Below are 18,037 nucleotides of genomic sequence, written 5' to 3'. Positions count from 1 at the left end.
GTCAGCCCCTTACGCTGCCCGAGGTCAGTCCGCCGACGATGAAGCGCTGGAAGACGGTGAAGACGCAGACCACCGGAATGCTGATGAGCGTGGCCGTGGCCATCAGGGCGCCCCATGACGTGCCGTGCTGTCCGACGAAGGAGTTGAGCAGGACGGTGACGGGCTGGACGTCGGGCCCCTGGGTGAGCGTGAGGCCGAACAGGAATTCGCCCCAGGCGATGAGGAAGGACAGACCGGCCGCCGCGACCACTCCGGGCACCATGAGCGGAAGGACGACACGCAGCAGCACACCCGGCAGTCCGCAGCCGTCGATCTCGGCGGCCTCCTCCAACTCGGGCGGCACGCTGCGCAGTACGGGACGCAGCACGATCACCGTGAAGGGGAGCGTGAGCGTCGTGTCGGCGAAGATCAGGCCCAGGTAGGTGTCGGCGAGACCGGCCCGGCGTTCCAGGATGAACAGGGGTGCAGCCAGCACGATGGCGGGTGGCAACTGCGCAACCAGGAGCGCGAGCACCATGGCCCCCGAACCGCGCATCCGGATCCGGGCGAGCGCGTAGGCGAGCGGAACGCCCAGCAGCAGGGTCAGCGCCACGACCCCGCAGGAGATCACCAGGCTGTTGAGCAGGGCCCTGGTCAGTCCCGCATAGCCCAGTGCCGTCGAGTAGTTCTCGCCGGTGACGGGAGCGGGCACCCACTGCGGGCTCGGGGCCTCGATGCGGTCCGGCCGGGTGAGGCTGGTCTTCGCCATCCAGTACACCGGCAGCAGGAAGGCCGCCGTGATCACCGTGGCGATCGCGGTGAGCAGCCAGGGGTGGCGTGGTGGTTTCATACGGCGCCTCCTGCCGCGTTCATACGGCACCGCCCGCCGACGCCTCTTCCTCGCGCCGCAGCCGTCGTACGTAGAACACGCCCGCGAGCAGCGGTACGACGAGCAGCAGCAGGCCGGCGGCGGCGCCCTCGCCGAACCGGAAGAACGTGAAGAAGACCTCGTAGACGTAGAGGGAGAGCACGCGGGTGGCGTCGACGGGGCCGCCGCCCGTCATCACGAAGACGAGGTCGAAGACCTTGAAGGTGTAGACGAGGCCGAGGAGCAGGACCGTCACCGAGACCGGCCGCATCAGCGGGAGCGTGATGTGGCACAAGCGCCGCCAGGCGCCCGCGCCGTCGAGGGCGGCGGCCTCGTGGAGTTCGGGGTCGATGGTGTGCAGTCCGACCAGGAGCAGCAGCATGTTGAAGGGCACGCCGACCCAGACGTTGGCGAAGACGACGCCCGCCAGGGCGGTGGACGGGTCGGTGAGCCAGTCGTGGGACAGGGCGCCCAGGCCGATCGCTTCGAACAGGGCGTTGTAGGCGCCGGACTCCGCGTCCAGCAGCCAGCGGAAGAGGGTGCCGCTGACCACGGGCGGGAGCAGCCAGGCCACCAGCAGGAGCGAGCGCAGCAGACCGCCCAGCGGGAACGGGCGGGCGAAGAGCAGGGCCAGGGCGAAACCGATGGTGAACTGGAGCAGCAGTGAGCCGAGGGTGAAGATCAGCGAGAGGCGTACGGAGTGCCAGAAGGCCGGGTCGTCGACCACGGTCCGGTAGTTGTCCAGGCCGTTGAACCGCTCGGTCCCGCCCAGCAGTTGGCCCAGGTCGACGTCGTGGACGGACGTCCACACGTTGTAGAGGAGCGGGTAGGCCAGGAAGAGGGCGAGGAAGGCCATTCCCGGGAGGCAGAACAGGTAGCCCTCGCGTCGGCGGCGTGCGGACGGAGACAGAGGCCGGCTCATCGGTCGCCCAGAGCTTTGTCGATCTTGACGGCCGCGGCCTTCGCCGCCGCGGAGGGGGACGCGGACCCGGCGAGTACGGCCTGTTCCGCCTCCGCGACGGCCTGCGAGGCCTCGGCGTAGTGCGGTCCGTACTGACGCGGGCGGGCCAGCGGCAGCTGGCTGAGGAAGAGCCGCAGGGCCGGGTCGGACGCCCAAGTGCCCTGGTTGGCAAGGTCCTTGCGGGCGGGCAGTTCACCGAACGACTCCAGGTAGGGCACCAGCACCGACGGGCGCTGCGTGTACTCCAGGACCTCCCATGCCTTGTCCACGTGCTTGCTGTTCGCCATCACCACCCAGTTCTCCCCGCCCAGGCAGGTGGCGGCCTCCTTGTCGCGGGGCAGGGCCACCACGTTCCACTCGAAGGCCGCCTTCTTCAGGGTGGGGATCTGCCAGGGGCCGTTGATCTGCATCGCGGCGCGCTGGTTGAGGAAGCGTGTGTTGGCGTCCTGCTGGGTCCAGCCCACGCACTGTTCGGACAGGGAGCCCTTGGCGATCAGGCCGTCGAGGAAGGACAGCGCGGTGGCGCCGTAGGTGGCGAAGGTGTCCAGGTCACCGCCCGCCTGCCACAAGAACGGCAGGAACTGGAAGACGCCTTCCTCCGTCTTGATCGCGCTCAGTGCCAGGCCGTAGCGGTTGCCGCTGGTCAGCCGGTGGGCGGCGGAGGCCAGTTCGTCCCAGGTGGTGGGGGGTTTCAGGCCTGCGGACTTGAGCATCGCGGTGTTGTAGTAGAGGGCGAGGCAGTTGCTGTTGTTGGGGATGCCGAGGGTTTTGCCGCCGACCTGGCAGCCGTCCCAGGGGCCCTTGTAGTAGTCGTCGGCCTGTCCCCATTTCTCGACCCTGGCGGTGAGGTCGGCGAGCAGATGGTTGCCGCCCAGGGTGTTCATGGCGACGTTGTCGACGATGGCGATGTCCGGCAGGTCGCCGGAGATGGCGCCCAGGGTGATCTGCCGGTCGAGGTCCGCGAACGGGAAGGTCCGCCGCTCGATCTTCACGTCGGGGACGCCTGCCTCGATGTCCCTGATCAGGCGGTTCATTCCGGGCTGGAAGTTGTCCAGGGTGAAGTAGTCCCACCAGGTGAGGGTGACCGGGCCCGACTCGGCCGAGCTGCAGGAGGTCAGGGCTGTGCCGAGGCCGAGGGCAGCCGCTGTCGCTGCGGCGCCCGAGGTGCGCAGGAAGCCGCGGCGGTCGAGGGGGTACGGCATGGACTGCTCCCGGGGAGGGTCGGAGATCGGGGACACGGAGGACGACGTGCCAGAAACCGACGTATCAGAAATCCATGTCGAAATCGGGGAAATCGTGCTCGGGTTCCGAACCCGGCACGGGACGGCAGCGGCCCGTGCTGGCGCGCAGGGTGATCAGGGGTTTCAGCAGGACGTGCCGGGGAGGCGAGTCGGGTGAGCGCAGCCGCTGCATCATCAGGTCGACGGCGACCCGGGTCATCTCCTTGGCGGGTATCTCGGCGGCGGTGAGCGCCGGGGTCACCTGCTCGGCCCAGGGGCTGGCGGCCACGCCGACGACCGAGAAGTCGCGCGGCACGCTGCGGCCGTGCCGGGTGAGGCCGCGGTAGACGCCCTCCAGGGCCGCCTCGTTCAGGGTGACCAGGGAGGTGGTCATGGGGTCGTCCAGCAGGATTCGTTCCACGACCTGCTCCCCCGAGGCGAGGTCGTCGCCGCAGAGATGGGCGCGGGGGGTGAGCAGGAGCTTCTTCATCGCTTCGGTGTAGCCCTCGTCGCCGAGCCGCGCGAACCCGTACCCGCTGTTGAACAGCTGCTCGGACCGGTTGACGAAGGCGATCCTGGTGTGTCCCAGGTCGGCGAGGTGCTGGACGCAGCCGCCGGCCAGACCGGCGAAGTCCAGGTCGACCCAGCCGGACTGGTCGGCCCGGTGGTTGCGGCCGATGGCCACGAAGGGGAAGCCCTCCTCGGCCAGCCGCTCGACCCGGTCGTCCTCCCGGCGGATCTCCATGACGATCACGCCGTCGACCCGCCGGTCGCTGATCATCCGCAGGAACGAGGGGTCGTCGGGCCGGTCGCCGGGTGAGAGCAGCAGGTCGTAACCGTGGGCGGTGGCGGCTTCGGCGACCCCGCCGACGAAGGCGAGCTGCATGGTGGTGTAGTCGCGGTTGCGTCCGGCCGGCGGGTACAGCAGTCCGAGCGTGTGGGTTCCGCTGCCGGAACGCTCGTTCTTGGTGCGCCCGGCCATGGTCAGCCGGCCGGGAGGGTCTGCTCGGCCCAGATGGTCTTGCCCACCGGGGTCTGCCGGGTGCCCCAGCCCTGGGTGAGCTGGGCGACCATGTGCAGCCCGCGGCCGCCCTCGTCGTAGGTGCGGGCCCGGCGCAGGTGCGGGGCGGTGTTGCTGGCGTCGGACACCTCGCAGATCAGGGTCCGGTCCCGGATCAGCCTGAGGCCGATGGGGACGGCCCCGTAGCGGATGGCGTTGGTGACCAGTTCGCTGACCACCAGCTCGGTGACGAAGGTGGCGTCCTCGAGCCCCCAGAGGGCGAGTTGGCGGGCGGTCTGGGCCCTGGCGTCGGCGACGATCGCGGGGTCGGACGGCAGGGACCAGGCGGCGACCTGGTCGGCGTGCAGGGCGCGGGTACGGGCGAGGAGCAGGGCCACGTCGTCGGCGGGAGACTCGGGCAGCAGGGCCTTGAGGACGGTGTCGCAGGTGACTTCGAGGGAGGGGACGGGGGCGGCCAGCGCCTCGCAGAGCCGTTCGAGCCCGAGGCCGACATCGCGGTCGCGCGCCTCGATCAGGCCGTCGGTGAAGAAGGCGAGCAGACTACCCTCGGGCAGCTCCAGCTCCGTGGGCTCGAAGGGCAGCCCGCCGACGCCGAGCAGCGGTCCCGGGCTGAGGCGGACCACGCTGACCGTGCCGTCGGGCAGCAGCACGGCGGGCGGGACATGGCCGGCGCTGGCAAGGGTGCAGACCCGGGAGACGGGGTCGTAGACCGCGTAGAGGCAGGTCGCGCCGATCTCACCGCTGTCCTCCCGGATGCGGCCGTCGACGGTGTCGTCGTCCGAGGTGAGATGGATGACCAGGTCGTCGAGGTGGGTGAGGAGTTCGTCCGGGGGCAGGTCCACATCGGCGAGGGTGCGCACCGCGGTGCGCAGCCGTCCCATGGTGGCGGAGGCGTGGATGCCGTACCCGACCACATCGCCGACGACGAGGGCGACGCGGGTGCCGGACAGGGGTACGACGTCGAACCAGTCGCCGCCCACTCCGGCACCCCGGCCGGCCGGCAGATAGCGGTACGCCACCTCGACGGCCGCCTGTTTGGGCAGGTCACGGGGGAGCAGACTGCGCTGGAGGGTGAGGGCGTTGGTGCGTTCGCGGGTGTAGCGGCGCGCGTTGTCCACGCCGACGGCCGCCCGGCCGGCGAGCTCCTCGGCGAGGATCAGATCGTCCTGCTCGAAGGGCGGGGAGCCTTCGGTCCGGACGAAGACCGCGACCCCGAGGGTGATGCCGCGGGCGCGCAGGGGGGTCGCTATGACGGAGTGGATTCCGTACGTCTGAACCGCCGCGGTGCGCGACTCGTGCCCGGCGATCCAGCGGGCGAAGTCGGGATCGTCGGCGCCGCTGAGCACCGGCCGCCCGCTCGTCAGGCAGCGCGCGGGAGGCGAGAACGGGGGGTAGGCGTCGATCCCGCCGAGGTCGACGGCCGCGTCGGGCACCACTTCGCCCCTGGTGGCGGACCGGTGGGCGACCCTGCGGAGCACCACGGTCGCCTCGACCGGGCCGGGTACCGGTTCCTCCCCGCGCAGCACGGAGTCGAGCAGGTCCACGCTGGCGAAGTCGGCGAGCCGAGGGACGGCGAGAGCGGCGAGTTCCTGGGCGGTGCGGGTCACGTTCAGGGTGGTGCCGATGCTGGTGCCCGCTTCTTGCAGCAGGGCGAGCCGCTGCCGTGCCGAGTGCTGGTCGCTGCTGTCGAACGCGGCGGTGCCCACGCCGACGACCTCACCGGTGGCGGGGTCCCGGACCGGCCAGAGCTCGACGATCCAGGCCCGGTGACGCGCGGAGGCGGAAGCGGGGGCGGGGCCGGAGGACGGCTCCGGGGCGAAGCGCTCGTACCGCATCGGCGTGGCCTCGTCGGCGACCCGGCGGACGCAGCGCAGGAAGCCCTCGTCCGCGGGGGCCGCCCCGAGCGGGGCCCTGCCCGCCCCGGAGACGTGCTCGCCGCCCTTCGCGGCCGCGTTCAGGTGCCACGAGCGGGAGGCGGTGGAGTAGGCGGAGAGTGCGATCGAGGCCTGTGCGAACGCCCACTCCACCATGGTCCGGTCGTGCCGGGAATCGGCGGGAGTAGTGGTGACGGCGACGACGAACCCCTGGGGTGTGCCGTCACCGCCCAGCGACGGATGGGCGTGCAGGGTCACTTCGACACGGTGGCCGTCCCGGTGCCGCAGTGCCGCCGTGCCACTCCATTCCTGGGAGCCGGTGAGGGCGAGCCCCGCCGCCTGGGGAGCCTCCCGGCCGAGCAGCAGATCGGCCGCGGCACGTCCTACGACGTCCGGGGCGCGGTGGCCGAGCAGCCGCCGGGCGCCCTCGCTCCATCCCGTGACGATGCCGCCCAGGCTGACGGTGACTGTCGCGACCTCGGCTGACCACCTGCGGTGACCGTCTCCCTGATCGTAAGTGGCCATTCTTGCTCTATTCGCGCGGTGAGGGTCCTCACAGACCCAGCGTGCGCGTCGCGCCGGAATCGGACAAGTCAGATGAAGTCGGCAAGGCACGGTCGTCGGAGCGTCACGCGCGCAGCCGCCGCAGGGCCCGTGCCGCGGCATGGGCCCCGCACATTCCGTGTGCGCCCGCGCCCGGCGGGGTGGCCGCGGAGCACAGATAGTGGCCGGGCACTCCGGTGTCGTAGGGCTGCAGGGTGGGGCGTGTGCCGAGGACGAGCCGGTGGATGTCCATGGCGCCGGTCATGATGTCGCCGCCGACGTAGTTGGGGTTGTACTCGGCGAACCCGGGCGTGGTGCGCACCGCGGTGCCGATGATGCGCTCCCGGAAGCCGGGCGCGAACCGCTCGATCTGGGCGATGATCGCCGCGGTGGCGTCGCCGGTGTAGCCGTTCGGGACGTGGGCGTACGACCACACGGGGTGGACGTCGCCGGCCGACCGCGACGGGTCGGCCAGGTACTGCTGCCCGACCAGGACGAACGGCCGCTGCGGCATCCGCCCGGTGTGGATGTCCCGCTCCGCGGCCGCGATCTCGGCGTAGGTGCCGCCGAGGTGCACCGTGCCGGCCCGCCGTGCCGCCTCGGCCCGCCAGGGGACTCCGCGCTCGACCGCGAAGTCGACCTTGAACGCGCCCGGTCCGTAGCGGTAGCGCCGGTAGGCGCGGGCGATCCGGGGCGGCAGCAGAGCGCCGAGGATGTCGGCCAGGGCGGTGGGCGCCACGTCCCACAAGGTCACGTCCGCGCGCGGGAGTTGCGCGACCGACCGCACCCGTACCCCGGTCTCGATCGTCCCGCCGAGTTCGCGCAGCAGCGCCGCCAGCGCGTCGGTGATGCGGCGCGAGCCGCCCTCGGCCACGGCCCAGCCGTAGCAGTGGCCCGCGGTGACGATGCCCAGCCCGATGCTCGCGGTCAGCGGCCGCTGCAGGGGGTGGAAGGCGTGCGCGGCGACCCCGCCCCACAGCCCTCTGGCCTGCTCGGTCCTGAACGCCTTCGCCAGCAGGGAGGCGGGGGCGAGCGCGGGAACGCCGAAGCGGGCGAGGCGGACGGGATGCCGGGGCAGGCGCAGGAGCGGGCCCATGATGTCGTCGCCGAAGGAGTCGTACGCCGTCGAAGGGCCCTCGAACAGCCGCCGCCAGGTGCGGCCGTCGGCGCCGAGACCGGCGGCGGTCTCGGCCACCGAGCGGTGCAGCACCCCGGCCGTGCCGCCGTCGAGCGGATGCGCGCAGTCGATCTCCGGCCACGCCCACCGCAGCCCGTATCGGTCGAGGCCGAGCTCGTTCAGGAACGGCGAGCCGACGGCCATGGGGTGGATGGCCGAGCAGTGGTCGTGCAGCAGCCCCGGCACGATCGCCTCACCGGAGCGGGTGCCGCCGCCGATCCGGTCGGCCGCCTCCAGCACCGTGACCCGCAGGCCGGCGCGGGCCAGGGCGACGGCGGCGGCCAGTCCGTTGGGCCCGGCGCCGACGACGGTCGCTGTACTCATCCCACTCCGTCCGTTCGGCCTGTCGCACATTGTTCGAAACCTCTTGACGCTGCACAGGACGCCGATTGACACTCTCGCAACACGACGTCACCTCCACGTAACACCAGGTCCGCAGCGAACGCGCTGTCGGCCCGCTCCAGCTTGCCCGCATCCCGCCTGACTTTCCGTCATCAGCCATGTCTCAGCAGGGAATCCCGACATGACGCACAGCGCACGACTTCGCGGCCGCGCGAGACGCCTGGCGGGTCATCTCGCCGGACTGACCGCAGCCACGCTGCTCCTGACCCTCGCCGGACCCGCCCTCCCCGCCCAGGCGGCACAGACCGCCGAAGCCTCGGACCTCACCGACGGCCTGGCCCTGTGGTACAAGCTCGACGCCGGCTCCGGGACCACCGTGAACGACGCCTCGGGCAACGGCCGCGACGGCACGGTCAACGGCACCGCCGACTGGTCGGCGTCGGGTCAGGGGCTCGCCTTCAACGGGTCCGACACCTACCTCAAGGTGCCCGACGACGTCATGAAGGGGATGGACTCGATCACCGTCTCCCTGGACGTGCTCATCGACTCCGCGCAGACCACTCCCTACTTCCTCTACGGCTTCGGCAACTCCAGCGGCAGCAGCGGCAACGGCTACCTGTTCACGACCGGCAACTCCCTGCGCACCTCGGTGGCGACCGGCAACTGGTCGACGGAACAGACCACGAAGCCGTCCGACTCCCACAACCTCACCCGCGCGGTCTGGAAGCACCTCGCCTACACCCAGACCGGCACCACGGGCGTGCTCTACGAGGACGGCGTCGAGGTGGGCCGCAACACGTCGGTGACCATCACCCCCGGCGCGATCGGCTCCGGCACCACCACCGCCAACTACATAGGCAAGTCCGTGTACTCCGGCGACAAACTCTTCAAGGGCCGGATCCGCGACTTCCGCGTCTACGACCGCGCACTGGCCGGCTCGGAGGTCGAGCAACTCGCCCTCCCCGTCGACACGCAGGGCGTCGCCGACGACAAGGCGGCCCTGAGCCTCGGTGACACCAGTGCCGTCACCGCCGACCTGGACCTGCCGAAGACCGGCACGGCGGGCGGCTCCACGATCAGCTGGGTCAGCGACAACACCGCTGTCGTCTCCGACTCCGGCAAGGTGACCCGCCCGGCCGCCGGTTCACCGGACGGCCACGCCACCCTCACGGCGACCCTGAAGAAGGGCACGGTCACCGACACCCGGACCTTCGAGGTCACGGTCCTGCCCGACTTCGACGACGCCACCGCCACCCGGCAGGCCGCCGACGCGCTGAGCGTCCACAACCTCGACGACGCACGCGGCAACCTCACCCTCCCGACGAGCGGTTCGTACGCCACGACGGTCACCTGGTCCTCCACCGCCCCGGACGTCGTCTCCGCCGACGGTGTGGTCCACCGCCCCGCGCACGGCGCCGGCGCCACCACCGTCGACCTGACCGCCACCGTCACCAAGGGCGAGGCGACCGCGACCCGCACCTTCACCGCACACGTGCCCGAACTGCCCGCCAAGGCAGCCCTCAAGGGCTATATGTTCAGCTACTTCACCGGCGAGGGCACCGCGGACGGCGAACAGATCTACAACGCCCTCAGCAAGGGCAACGACCCCTTGCACTGGCGGGAGTTGGACGACGGCAAGCCGGTCCTGACCTCCACGCTCGGCGAGAAGGGCCTGCGCGACCCGTTCATCATCCGCTCCCCCGAGGGCGACAAGTTCTACCAGATCGCCACCGACCTCAGGATCTACGGCAACGGCGACTGGGACGCCGCCCAGCGCACCGGCAGCAGGTCCATCATGATCTGGGAGTCCACCGACCTGGTGCACTGGACGAACCAGCGGCTGGTGAAGATCTCCCCCGACAGCGCGGGCAACACCTGGGCCCCGGAGGCGTTCTACGACGCGAAGCGCGGCGAGTACGTGGTCTTCTGGGCGTCGAAGCTGTACGACAACGCCGACCACACGGGCGACACGTACAACCGCATGATGTACGCCACCACCCGCGACTTCTACACCTTCAGCGAGCCCAAGGTGTGGATCGACCGCGGCTACTCGGTCATCGACTCCACGATGATCCAGCACGACGGGACGTACTACCGCCTGTCCAAGGACGAGCGGAACAACACCTCCTCCACCCCCAACAGCAAGTTCATCTTCCAGGAGAAGAGCGACTCGATCCTGGGCTCCTGGGACCCGGTCGCCGAGGGCATCGGCAAGGGCGCGATGAGCGCGGCCGAAGGGCCGCTGGTGTTCAAGTCCAACACCGAGGAGAAGTGGTACGCCTTCCTCGACGAGTTCGGCGGCCGCGGCTACATCCCGTTCGAGACAACGGACCTGGCCTCCGGCAACTGGACCCCGTCCACCGGCTACGACCTGCCGGCCAAGCCCCGCCACGGCACCGTCCTGCCGGTCACCCAGGCCGAGTACGACCGCCTGCTGCGCGCCTACCAGCCCGATCAGTTGGTGGAGAGCGTCGAGGGCGTGAAGGTGAGGACGAAGACCGGTCAGGCCCCGGTCCTGCCGGCCACCGTGATCGCGAAGTACGCCGACGGGGTGGACCGGCCCACCGCCGTCACCTGGGACGACGTCCCCGCGTCGGCCTACGCGCAGGCCGGCACCTTCACCGTGACCGGCAGCCTGCCGGACGGCGCCGCCGTCCCCGTACAGGCCGAGGTGACCGTGTCGGAGGAGGGCGCCGACGTCCCGGCCGACCTGCTCCTGCACTACGACTTCGACGAGACGGGCGGCAGCATCGCCCACGACTCCAGCGGACACGGCTACCACGGCACCTACGTCCGCACGCCCGGCTTCGGCACGGGCGTGGAGGGCGGCTCGTTCAAGATGTCGGGGGACGCGTCGAGTTCGCCGTATGTGAAGATCCCGAACGGGGTCCTGAAGAACGCCGACAGCGTGACCGTGTCGACGTACGCCAAGTGGAAGGGCGGCGACAGCTTCCAGTGGCTGTTCGGGCTCGGCCCGGACAGCAACAAGTACCTCTTCGCCACCCCGTCCAACGGCGGCTCCAGCCTCTACTCGGCGATAACGAAGGCCAGTTGGTCGGCGGAGTCGAAGCTGACGGCCGGCTCGCAGCTCACGCCCGGCGAGTGGCGGCACGTCACCGTCACCCTCGACGGCTCGACCGGCACGATGGTCCTCTACGTCGACGGCATCGAGGCGGCCCGCACCACGACCACCATCAAGCCGTCCGAGCTGTACGACGCGAACAAGGACTACAGCGGCTACATCGGCCGCTCGCTGTACCCGGCGGACCCGTACTTCGGCGGCGAGGTCGACGACTTCCGCATCTACGACCGGGCCCTGTCGGCCGCGGAGGTCATGGAGCTCAGCGGCAACACGGCGGGCATCGCGCGCGCCACCGACCCGGCGCTGAAGGTTGACGCGATCATCGACAACGCGGACGGCAGGATCACGCTGCCGATGAAGGAAGGCACCGATCTCACCGCGCTGGCACCGGAGTTCACCCTGGCCCACGGCGCGGCGATCAGCCCCGCCTCGGGCAGCGTCCAGGACTTCAGCAAGCCGGTGACGTACGAGGTGACGGGCTCCGACGGCAAGAAGCGCACCTGGACGGTCTCGGCGCTCAACATGAAGAGCCCGGTCCTGCCGGGGCTGAACGCCGACCCGAACATCGTCCGCTTCGGCGACACCTTCTACATGTACCCGACCACCGACGGCTTCGACGGCTGGAGCGGTACGCAGTTCAAGGCGTACTCCTCCACCGACCTGGTCCACTGGAAGGACCACGGCGTCATCCTCGACCTGGGTCCTGACATCTCGTGGGCGGACAGCAGGGCCTGGGCGCCGACCATCGCCGAGAAGGACGGGAAGTACTACTTCTACTTCTGCGCCGACGCGAACATCGGCGTCGCGGTCTCCGACTCGCCGACCGGACCGTTCAAGGACGCGCTCGGTCAACCGCTGCTGAAGGCAGGGCAGTTCAGCGGCCAGATGATCGACCCTGCGGTCTTCACCGACGACGACGGCCAGTCGTATCTGTACTTCGGCAACGGCCATGCGTACGTCGTCCCGCTGGGCGCCGACATGACGTCCATCGACACCTCGAAGGTCAAGGACATCACCCCGAGCGGCTACAACGAGGGCTCCTTCGTCATCAAGCGCAAGGGCACCTACTACTTCATGTGGTCGGAGAACGACACCCGGGACGAGAACTACCGGGTCGCCTACGCCACCGGCTCCTCCCCCACCGGCCCCTGGACGAAGCAGGGCGTGATCCTGTCGAAGGACCTTTCCCAGGGCATCAAGGGCACCGGCCACCACAGCGTCGTACACGTCCCGAACACCGACGACTGGTACATCGCCTACCACCGCTTCGCCATCCCCGGCGGCGACGGCACCCACCGTGAAACCACCATCGACAAGATGGAGTTCGACTCCGACGGCCTGATCGAGAAGGTCGTCCCGACGCTCACGAGCATCGACCCGGTCACCATCGTCCACGCGGGCCCGGACGCCACCGGCGCGGAGGGCGACGCCATCCCGCTCGCCGGCACCGTCTCCGGGGCCGGCGCGCCCAAGTGGACGGTCGAGAACGGAGCTCCCTGCACGGTCACGGACCCCAACGCGGCCCGGACCACCGTCACTTGCACCGACAACGGCACCTTCAAGCTCACCCTGACCGGCGGCCGCAGCACCGACACCACCACGGTCACGGTCTCCAACGCGGCCCCGTCGATCACCTCGGCGACAGGTCCGGCCGCCCCAACTCCCGTTGGACAACGCGTAGTTGTCACCGCCGCCTTCACCGACCCGGGCACATCCGACAGCCACACCTGCACCATCGGCTGGAAGGACGGCACCGACCCGGCATCCGGCAGGCTCACCGACTCCGGTGGCGACTGCCGCGCCGAGCACGTCTACGCCACGGCGGGCATCCACCGCCCGGTGATCACCGTCTCCGACGACGACGGGGGTACGGACAGCACGACGCTCCCCGAGGTGATCGTCTACGACCGTGACGCCGGTCCGGCGTTCGGTGCCGGCACGATCACATCACCGCCCGGCGCCTACGCGGCCGGGCCGGGGCTGACCGGCAAGGCGGCGTTCGCCTTCGCCGCCCGGTACCGGAAGGGCGCCAACACCCCCACCGGCGAGGCCACCTTCGCCTTCGGCGCCGCCCGGTTCACTTTCCGCTCCACCGGCTCCGACTGGCTCGTGATCAGCGGCTCCCGGGCCGTCTACCAGGGCTCCGGCACGGTCGACGGCAGCGGTGGCTACGGGTTCCGTATCACCGCCACCGACGCCCCGGACACGTACCGCATCAGGATCTGGAAGAAGTCCACCGGCGACGTCGTCTACGACAACCAGGGCGGGACGAGGACCAGCGGCACCGTGACCGTCGGGGACCGCCGGCACTAGGGCCCGTCCGGCAGATCCTGCCGGACGGGCCCCTGGTCCCGAGGGGGCTCAGCGCTTGAGCGTGAAGGTGAAGTCGCCGGAGAGCTTGCCGCTCAGCCGGACTGCCGAAACGAGCTTCCCCTCGGTGATCAGTCTCTCGGCCTCGGCCCGCGAAAGACCGCAGCCTTCCGCGATCAGCCGTACCGGCCGGACCGGGATCCGCGCGGCAAAGCGGACCGATACATCGATCGCATCGCTCACCTCGCGGTCCAGGTGATCCGATCCGCCGGTGTCGAGGCGCCAGGCGTTGTCCCAGTCGAGGGCGATGCGATTACGGCGCTGCACGACCGGATCCTGGAGCAGCTCGGCTGCCAGGCCCGGGTCGTTGTCATGCAGCCGGTCCAGCAGCTCAGGCCGTACAGAGCGCACGTGCATCCGCTCCAGGACCGTGAGCTTCGCCGTTTCCCCGCAAGAGGTGCAGAGCACGAGGAGCCAGGCATCGAGAAGCTTGTGGTTGGCGTTGACGCGAAATTTGCCGTTCGCCCGGAAGCGCTCGGACGCGCAGGTGTGGCAACGACGGAGGACAAGCGGCAGGCAGGTGGGCATGACAACCCAGTTGTTGAGCACAGAAGTACACCGGTTCCAGTGAGAAGACCGCAGCAAAAAGAAGCGCGGCGCAGATGCGCGACGCGCGACCAATCAGCACTCGGGGGGTCTCACAGGGTGTACAACGGCACGTCCTTACCTGGGCGACTCGGCTCGGCAGCACGGTAACGGCGCACAGCGGTGACGCTCCACTGGTTTTCGAGCGCCTCACCACCAGGGCTGCGCCGAGCCAGTCCAAGGCATCCGCGCGGGCCCGCGCCCCAACTCACCGCCGGCTTCTGTTGATTGACCGATCAAACCTGGTCACAAGTCTAGGGACGCAGCATGCCCCGAGCGTAGTCTGAGACACCATGGGGGAACTGCGTGCGGACTGGAGACTCAGGCTGCGGCGCGAGGGCGCTCACGGGCCCATCTGTGGCGCCGGTGTGCTTGTCGACCAGCACACGGCACTGACCTGCGCACATGTCGTGGACCGCCCGGACGCCGTGATGTGGGTGGAGTTCGCCGAGAACGGCGACCTGGAACCGGTGGCCGCACGCGTCCTGCCCGGCGGCTGGCTGCCGGACGGCGAGAGCGGCGAGGACGTGGCCGTGCTGCGCCTGGACAGCCCGCGCCCGCAGGCGCGCCCCGCCCCGCTGGAACGCACACTGCGGGGCGGCATGGAGGTGTACGCGACCGGCTACGCGGTGGGCTTTGACGACGGCATGAACCTGTGGGGGCGGATCAGCGGGGCCAGCGGCGATCTGGTGCAGCTCGACGCCGTCACCAAGGCGGAAGTGGTGCGCAGGGGCTTCAGCGGCGCCGCCGTGTGCACCCGGCCCTACGAAGGGCATCCGGCGCGCGTGGTCGGCCTCGTCGTCAGCTGGCGCGGCGACACGAGCGAGCCGCTGCCCGAGAGGAACCGGCTCGCCTTCTCGTATCTGATCCCCATCGAGCGCATCGCCGAACTCTCCCCGCTCGTCGATGAGTTGAGCGGCTCGTCCGCATGGGATCGTGCCTTCGAGAAGCGGTCGATCCGGTGGTTCGAGGACCCGGACGAGGATCCGGTGAAGATCACCGTGGTGACCCCGGGCAGCGGCAAGGACCGCTCGCTGCGCCATCTGCAGCACCGCGCCCACGTCGTCCATCGCGGCGGCTCGAGCAGGCCGGAGCTCGCCGACCACGCCCTGGAGCAGATCACCTTCCCGGCCGGCGAGTACCTGGCGTACTGGTACTGGCTGCTGGGCACCAAGCCCCAGCCCGCGCACGCGGCCGACCGCGCGCCCGTCCGCCCGGTCGCGGTCCTCGTCGACGGCCTCGACGAGGAACCCGAGCCGGGCCCCCTGATCGAACTCCTGGTCCGATTACGGGTGCTCGGCTTCCGGCTGCTGCTCGTCTTCCGCCATGAGGGCGGCACCGGCTGGAACGCGGCCCGCGACCAGCTCCTGCGGCCCGCGCTCCTGGCCCATGCGGACACGCTGATCACCCGTCTGCAGGACGAGGAGTTCGGCCGCGCGATCCGCCGCGACGTCGTCGACAGCGCCTCCCTCAGCCGCGCGACCGAGACGGCCGATCAGCGCCGGCGTGAACTCCGCCTGATCGAAGTGCTCAAGGATCCGCACGAGCGACTCTCCCGGCTGCGTGGGCTGATCAAGACTCTCCGTGCCGATCTGCGGCACCACGGAGGCCAGGCATGAGGGGCTCGGCCCGGCCCGGGCAGCGGAGGAGGACGAGAGGATGACGGCCTGCCCGCACCGGCGTTTCAGCGGAGCCCCCTGCGGCGGCACCGTGCTGCCCACCGGCTACTGCTCCGACTGCGGCCGTGCGGAGAACGCCCCGGAGCTGCCCGAACTGCCCAAGGCCCCACAGGACTTGGGTCCCCGCGAGCTCCTCGCGCTGCCCGAGCGCGCGCCGAGCTCCCCTGAGGAACGCCTCATCGACCCCGAAGCACCACTGCGCATCACCATGGCCTGCTCGGCCGCCGAATGCGGCATCACGTTCGCCCCGCCCTACACCGAGGGCCCGGTGCCGGCCGAGGGGCACTGCCCCGTCTGCGGCACGCCCTACTCGTACCGTCCCGAACTCGCCGAGGGCGACAAGCTGCGCGACCAGTACCGGATCATGGGGCCCATCGCGCACGGCGGCCAGGGCTGGGTCTACCTCGCCGAGGACACCCATCTCGGTGACGTCGTCGCCGTCAAGGGACTGCTCAACCGCTACGAGCACGACGGCGCCCGGCTCGCCGACGTCGAACGCCAGAACCTCGTCGCGATCCGCCACCCCCGCATCGTGCAGATCCGCGACTTCGTCGCCCGCAGCGACGACGGTCAGGTCACCGGCGGCTACATCGTCATGGACGACGTCGGCGACGGCACCCTCGAGAAGGTCGTCGAAGAGACCCGGCGCGGCGAGACGGTCCTCGACATCGAGCACGTCGCCGCGTACGGCTGCCAGATCCTCGAGGCCTTCGTCCATCTGCACGCCGGCAGCGAACGGGTCTTCGTGTACGGGGACATGAAGCCCTCGAACGTCGTGCACCACGAGGACGGCGTCAAGGTCATCGATCTCGGCGGCATGCGCGAACAGGGCCAGAGCCGGCCCCCTGCCCATGTCACGCCGCCGTACATGGCGCCCGAGACCGCGTTCTCGGCCGGACCCACCGTCGCCCACGACCTGCACACCGTCGGCGTCACCCTGCGGGAACTCGGGACCTGGGCCGTCGCCGAGGTACCGGGTCTCGGCACCGCCTCCTTCTGGAAGGTCGTCGAGCGAGCCGTGCGACCCGACCCGGGCAAGCGCTTCGCCGACGCCCGGGAGATGGCCGGCCAACTGCGGGGCGCGCTGCGGGAGATCCGGGCGCTGCGCGGCAAGAGCGACCCGCCCGAGCCCTCCGACTACTTCCGGCCGTCCCCGCAGCTGCTCGGCGCCCGGCTCGGCACGGTCCCGGGCATCGAGCACTGGCTGGAGCGCCCGCGCCGCTTCCGGTACGAGCCACCGGTGGCCCCCGCCCTGGACCTGGGCGCCCCCACCCCCTCCGAGATCGCCCGCTGTCTGCCGGTGCCGAGGCGCTATCCGGGCGATCCGCAGACCGCGCGCTTCGAGGTGAGCAGCGGCTACGACCCGGGCCAACTCCTCGACCAGGAGGGCAAGGAGCCGCGCTCGGTGGAGATTGCCTGCACAATGTGCGCGTCCTGCTGGACCGCAACACGGAGGACGACCTGAACCGGGCCCAGCTGGAGCTCGACACCGCCGACTCCATCCCCGGGCCGTCCGCCGTGCGCCGGTGGCGGCTGGAGTGGCACCGCGCGCTGCTCGCGCTGCGCAGCGCCGGCCTCCACGCCGACCCGCGGCAAGTAGCCGAGGCCAGAACCCACTTCGCGCAGGTCCACCTCGAGCTGCCCGGCGAGTACGCGCCCAAACTGGCCCTCGCCTACTGCGGGGAGCAGCTCGGCGACGACCGGGCCGGGCCCACCGCCAAGGAGCTGTACGAGGCCGTGTTCGCCCGCAACCAGGCGCACGGCGGCGCCGCCCTCGGCCTGGCCCGGCTGGCGCTGCGCGCGGGCGACCGCAGGGCAGCCCTCGACGTGCTCGGCCGGGTCCGCCCCGGCACCCTGGACCACACCGTCGCCCGGATCGCCTCCCTGCGCATCCGCGCCGCCCGGCTGCCCGGAGACGGCGATCCTCCCCCAGACTTCGTCCGGGGGGACCCCCATCTCGCTTCGCTCGCCGCGCCGGCCGACGTCGACGCGGCGCTGGCCGAACTGGCCCGCCTCGTGCACCAGACACCCGGCGCCGGCGAGCCGAGCCTGTCCGAGGACGAGGCGCTGCGCCTGAGCACCGAACTGCACGAATGGAAACTGGACGCGCTGCGCAGCCTGAGCGACCGGCCCGGCCCTGCGGGAGGGGATGCCGGACGGCTGTACGCCCGCAGCCTGAGACGCATGAGCGCGCCGGAACGCGATCTGCGCAGACAGATGGAGTCGCACTACCGGCAACTGGCCGCACGCAACCGGGAGTCGGCCGCCGCCCACGAGCACCTGTTGGACCTCCTGCACGCGGTACGGCCTCAGACCGTGTTCTGACGGTCCGGCGG

Annotated in this window: 9 protein-coding genes and 1 pseudogene; 3 read left to right on the top strand and 7 right to left on the bottom strand. The window is 70.7% G+C overall.

Annotated features, from left to right (window positions below; all coding sequences use genetic code 11):
- Position 1 precedes the first annotated feature (1 nt).
- The 6 genes from ACFY10_RS23880 to ACFY10_RS23855 all read right to left on the bottom strand — a co-directional run bounded on the left by ACFY10_RS23880 (position 2) and on the right by ACFY10_RS23855 (position 7,967).
- Positions 2-829 carry a carbohydrate ABC transporter permease gene (locus ACFY10_RS23880; protein WP_390667206.1) on the bottom strand — a complete coding sequence of 276 codons (828 nt, stop codon included), beginning with the start codon at positions 827-829 and terminating at the stop codon, positions 2-4.
- A 19-nt stretch (positions 830-848) separates the two neighbouring features.
- Complete coding sequence (locus ACFY10_RS23875) at positions 849-1,769, bottom strand: carbohydrate ABC transporter permease (protein WP_390667205.1); 921 nt, start codon at positions 1,767-1,769, stop codon at positions 849-851.
- On the bottom strand, positions 1,766-3,010 hold the full coding sequence (locus tag ACFY10_RS23870; protein ID WP_390667204.1) for an ABC transporter substrate-binding protein: 1,245 nt from the start codon (positions 3,008-3,010) through the stop codon (positions 1,766-1,768). The genes ACFY10_RS23875 and ACFY10_RS23870 overlap by 4 nt, the downstream gene beginning before the upstream one ends.
- Positions 3,011-3,074: 64 nt before the next feature.
- Positions 3,075-4,010: a LacI family DNA-binding transcriptional regulator gene (locus ACFY10_RS23865; protein WP_390667203.1), complete on the bottom strand. Its 936-nt coding sequence runs from the start codon at positions 4,008-4,010 to the stop codon at positions 3,075-3,077.
- A 2-nt stretch (positions 4,011-4,012) separates the two neighbouring features.
- Positions 4,013-6,448, bottom strand: coding sequence for a SpoIIE family protein phosphatase (locus tag ACFY10_RS23860; RefSeq protein ID WP_390667202.1), 2,436 nt, complete (start codon positions 6,446-6,448; stop codon positions 4,013-4,015).
- Between the two features lie 103 nt (positions 6,449-6,551).
- Positions 6,552-7,967, bottom strand: a complete 1,416-nt coding sequence (locus ACFY10_RS23855) for a phytoene desaturase family protein (protein WP_390667201.1) — start codon at positions 7,965-7,967, stop codon at positions 6,552-6,554.
- 199 nt (positions 7,968-8,166) lie between these two features.
- Between ACFY10_RS23855 and ACFY10_RS23850 the strand changes: the two genes are divergently transcribed.
- A complete protein-coding gene (locus ACFY10_RS23850) occupies positions 8,167-13,380 on the top strand; it encodes a family 43 glycosylhydrolase (protein ID WP_390667200.1) in 5,214 nt (1,737 codons plus the stop codon).
- A 48-nt stretch (positions 13,381-13,428) separates the two neighbouring features.
- On the opposite strand, the gene ACFY10_RS23845 is transcribed toward ACFY10_RS23850, so the two are convergent.
- Entirely contained in the window at positions 13,429-13,986 is a 558-nt protein-coding gene (locus tag ACFY10_RS23845) for a DUF1062 domain-containing protein (RefSeq protein ID WP_390667199.1), read from the bottom strand.
- Between the two features lie 329 nt (positions 13,987-14,315).
- On the opposite strand from ACFY10_RS23845, the gene ACFY10_RS23840 reads away from it, so the two are divergent.
- Positions 14,316-15,641, top strand: a complete 1,326-nt coding sequence (locus ACFY10_RS23840) for a serine protease (RefSeq protein WP_390667198.1) — start codon at positions 14,316-14,318, stop codon at positions 15,639-15,641.
- A 40-nt stretch (positions 15,642-15,681) separates the two neighbouring features.
- Positions 15,682-18,026, top strand: a pseudogene (locus ACFY10_RS23835) (tetratricopeptide repeat protein).
- The last annotated feature ends 11 nt before the right edge of the window (positions 18,027-18,037 follow it).

This window comes from Streptomyces sp. NPDC001401, assembly GCF_042895385.1.
Taxonomy (GTDB): Bacteria; Actinomycetota; Actinomycetes; order Streptomycetales; family Streptomycetaceae; genus Streptomyces.
Note: the sequence above shows the minus strand (reverse complement) of the source record. Positions and strands in the feature narration are given on the sequence as shown.

Excerpts from the sequence above, each read along its gene's own strand:
- ACFY10_RS23880 (WP_390667206.1), bottom strand. The coding sequence starts at position 829 with ATGAAACCACCACGCCACCCCTGGCTGCTCACCGCGATCGCCACGGTG.
- ACFY10_RS23875 (WP_390667205.1), bottom strand. The coding sequence starts at position 1,769 with ATGAGCCGGCCTCTGTCTCCGTCCGCACGCCGCCGACGCGAGGGCTAC.
- ACFY10_RS23870 (WP_390667204.1), bottom strand. The coding sequence starts at position 3,010 with ATGCCGTACCCCCTCGACCGCCGCGGCTTCCTGCGCACCTCGGGCGCC.
- ACFY10_RS23865 (WP_390667203.1), bottom strand. The coding sequence starts at position 4,010 with ATGGCCGGGCGCACCAAGAACGAGCGTTCCGGCAGCGGAACCCACACG.
- ACFY10_RS23860 (WP_390667202.1), bottom strand. The coding sequence starts at position 6,448 with ATGGCCACTTACGATCAGGGAGACGGTCACCGCAGGTGGTCAGCCGAG.
- ACFY10_RS23855 (WP_390667201.1), bottom strand. The coding sequence starts at position 7,967 with ATGAGTACAGCGACCGTCGTCGGCGCCGGGCCCAACGGACTGGCCGCC.
- ACFY10_RS23850 (WP_390667200.1), top strand. The coding sequence starts at position 8,167 with ATGACGCACAGCGCACGACTTCGCGGCCGCGCGAGACGCCTGGCGGGT.
- ACFY10_RS23840 (WP_390667198.1), top strand. The coding sequence starts at position 14,316 with ATGGGGGAACTGCGTGCGGACTGGAGACTCAGGCTGCGGCGCGAGGGC.